The sequence below is a fragment of the bacterium genome (genome assembly GCA_021158245.1).
Classification (GTDB): Bacteria; Zhuqueibacterota; QNDG01; order QNDG01; family QNDG01; genus QNDG01.
This window is the reverse complement of record JAGGVB010000020.1, coordinates 1-3,544: the sequence shown is the minus strand read 5'-3', so window position 1 is coordinate 3,544 and position 3,544 is coordinate 1. Positions and strand designations below refer to the sequence as shown.

The following is a 3,544-nucleotide window of genomic DNA, read 5'->3' as shown; positions in this document are numbered from 1 at the left end:
AAGTCAGGCCGTTGAAGAGGAACAGCAGGAAGATGGCACAGTAAAAACCCGTATGGGCAACAAAGCAAAGGACCTGCTCTCAAAAATTAAAAGCGGGGACACCTCCGCGATAAAAAGGGTAAAACAAAATATAAAGGTAGAGGATAAATACAAACCGGATAATTTTGACCTGATAACATGGTTTCTGGTAATATCTCAATAAGTTCGGTAGGGGCGACTTTAGTCGCCCATATCGGGAGGCTAAAACCTCCCCTACCCTAATTTATCGAGAAGTTAAGGTTGATGCACTCGTAAAAAGTCCCTCCGGCCTGTTATTTCGAGTGAAACGAGAAATCTTTATTCTGCAACCTATTGAAAAGACAAGATTTCTCCCGTTGGTCGAAATGACACATTAACGAAATTCGACTTTTTACGAAAGCATCACGGTTTCTGGTAAGTAAAAGCGAGGGTTAGTATGCGCCTGGACTACTTTGAAAATGTTAATAATTTCTACATGGCTTTAAAAACACTATTTGAAGACCTGAATATCCCCGTAAACTATATAGCGGAAGAACCCGCAAGGCCGCGGGACATTCTCACAAAAACATTTAAGGAAGCCAATCCGGCATTTAAGTTGATGGAAGATGTTTACTTCCTCGGGATGGTTGATGATGCCGCTTTTGAAGGAAACAAAAGCATAAGCCCTGATAAAATAAAAACCGATTACGATGGTCTTTTACTTTTTGGTGTTACACTAAAAGAGCGGGGAAACGGCCTGCTCCCCACCAGATCACAGCTTGCAGAAATTACCCGCGCGTTCAACAGGGAATTTCACTACACGCCTGTCGTGGTTGTTTTCCGATATAATCAATATATTGCTTTTGCGAACGCGGAAAGACAGAAATACAAACAGGAATGGCGCGAAGGTGAGAAGGCTGAAAAAGTTTCCCTGCTCCGAGACGTTAAAGTAAACAACCCTCACACCGGTCACCTGAAAATCCTTCAAGAACTGGCAATTGCCCGGACCGGCAGAAATGCTGTTAATTCTTTTGATGGGCTTTATAAATACTGGCAGGAAGTATTTAACGTATCTGTCCTTAACAGGGAGTTCTATAAAGAACTTTCCAACTGGTATTTCTGGGCATTAAAAAAAGTAACATTTCCGGGCGCTTCCCTTGAAGCAGATCAGGATGGATTATCCAAGGAAGACGAGAGAGTTAAAGAGCATAACGCGAAAAATCTTATCCGCCTTTTGACCCGTCTTCTCTTTGTCTGGTTTGTAAAAGAGAAAAATCTTATACCGGAAGAGCTGTTTGATCCGACGTATATCAGAGAGGAGCTGTTACAAGAATTTCACCCACAAAGATTAGGCGATCTCTTTGATGAGCCGGCCAAGGGCAGTAAATACTATAAGGCTGTTTTACAAAACCTCTTCTTTGCTACTCTTAACCAGACAATGGGTAAAAGGGAGTTCCGCAAAGACAAGCAGCATATGAATGTGACAACCCTGATGCGGTATGAAAACTGCTTCCGAGATCCCGGTAAGTTTATAAAACTTGTTGAAGATATTGTTCCGTTTATGAATGGAGGTTTATTTGAGTGTTTGGATAAACCGGATCCAAAACTAAGAGGCCCCAAGGGTGGAGATGTAATTATATATGAAGATGGTTTTTCTGACAGAAATGATAATAAGTTGGTGGTTCCCGATTATATATTTTTTGGAGATGTGGAACCTGTCGATTTAAGTGAGGATTATGGAAATAAAAGCAAAGCCTGTAAAGAGGCTCCAGTTAGAGGACTGATCCATATTCTCAATTCTTATAAATTTACCATTACTGAGAATACACCCATTGAAGAAGATGTCGCTCTTGACCCGGAGTTATTGGGCAGAGTATTCGAAAATCTGCTCGCAAGTTACAACCCTGAGACAAAAACCACAGCCAGAAAACAGACCGGCTCCTTTTATACACCGAGAGAAATTGTAAGCTACATGGTGGATGAAAGCTTGATAGCCTATTTCAAGAACAAACTTTCCGGAGATATTGAAGATGCTGATGAATTAGATACAAAGCTGCGCCAATTAATCTCATTTGATAATATTCAGCCTTTTCAGGAAAATAAAATCAAAGAAAAGATTATCAAGGCTATAGACGCTTGCTCAATCCTCGACCCCGCCTGCGGTTCCGGCGCTTTCCCCATGGGTATCCTGCAGAAAATGGTGCATCTGCTTCACAAACTCGACCCCGGCAATGAACAGTGGAAACAACGGCAGATTGACAAGGTGACTGAAGCTGTTGAAAAAGCGGAAGAGATTGAAGACAGCGCACGAAGTCAAAGCATTGTAAAGGAACTCAAGGAACAGATAAAGGATATTGAAGATTCATTTGGAAACAATGAACTGGATTATGGACGAAAGCTTTATCTGCTTGAGAATTGCATTTATGGTGTTGATATTCAGCCGATTGCAGCTCAGATAAGTAAGCTTCGTTTCTTTATCTCTTTAATAGTTGACCAAAGGGTAGATAAAACCAAACGAAACTTTGGGATCAGGCCACTGCCGAACCTTGAAACCAAATTTGTGGCCGCTAATACCCTTATTGGAATAGAGAAACCCAAAGAGCAGGGAGAACTGTTTGACAATTCCGAAGTAGAAAAACTGGAGGACAGTCTCAAAAAAGTACGTCATAAAATCTTCAACTCAAAATCTCCAGGACGCAAACGAGAGTTAAGGGACGAAGACAAAACACTACGAGATCAGATCGCAGAATTATTGATAGAAGGAGGCTGGGAAAATAAAACTGCGCGCCAATTAGCAAGCTGGGACCCTTATGATCAGAATGCATCCACTCCTTTTTTTGATCCGGAATGGATGTTTGATATCAGGGATGGATTTGATATTGTGATTGGGAATCCGCCGTATGTAACTTATAAAGGAAAGGAGCGAGTTGAAATATCAAAAGAAGAGTTTGATTACCTCTTAAAAAGATATAAAAATTCTGCAGAATATAAGGTTAATAGTTATGCCTTGTTTATCGAAAACGGAATAGATATCTTGAATAGATTCGGTACTCTATCATTTATTATTCCTTCTACAATTTTGCAGAATGAATATTTAAAAAAGATAAGAAGATATATACTAACAAAAAATCATTTAAATCAGCTGCTGATTTTTTCAAACAGTGTTTTTGGGGCTGTTACTGACTCTATTATTGTTCAGATAAGAAAAGGCCGCAAAGAGCTCCCGACCAGAGTACTCAAGAAAAAATCACTAAATCTCGAATACTATGAAAACAAATTTGAAGTTTGGGATAGCAATATATGGACTACAGAAGAAAGTTGTGTAATTAATTTAAGAGCTACCGTAGAGGAATTAAAAATATTGCAACAAATTGAACAGCATACGATACAATTGGATAATATTCTAAATGTTTATGTAGGCCCAAATCCACCGCCTAAAAAAAGATATTGATATTTTGGTTATTAGAAGGAGCATTTTCCCAAAGATTTCAGAAAAAGCTCCGGATATTACAGTAACCTTGTGAAATAATTACTAATTAGCCATTTT

General features: G+C 39.4%; 2 protein-coding genes. Both read left to right on the top strand.

Annotated features, from left to right (window positions below; genetic code table 11):
- On the top strand, window positions 1-202 hold a 202-nt coding region (locus J7K93_01070; GenBank protein MCD6115580.1), incomplete at its 5' end, for a hypothetical protein.
- 252 nt (window positions 203-454) lie between these two features.
- Window positions 455-3,448, top strand: a complete 2,994-nt coding sequence (locus J7K93_01065) for an N-6 DNA methylase (protein MCD6115579.1) — start codon at window positions 455-457, stop codon at window positions 3,446-3,448.
- Window positions 3,449-3,544 lie beyond the last annotated feature (96 nt).

Coding starts and splice junctions, on each gene's coding strand:
- J7K93_01065 (MCD6115579.1), top strand. CDS start 455: ATGCGCCTGGACTACTTTGAAAATGTTAATAATTTCTACATGGCTTTA.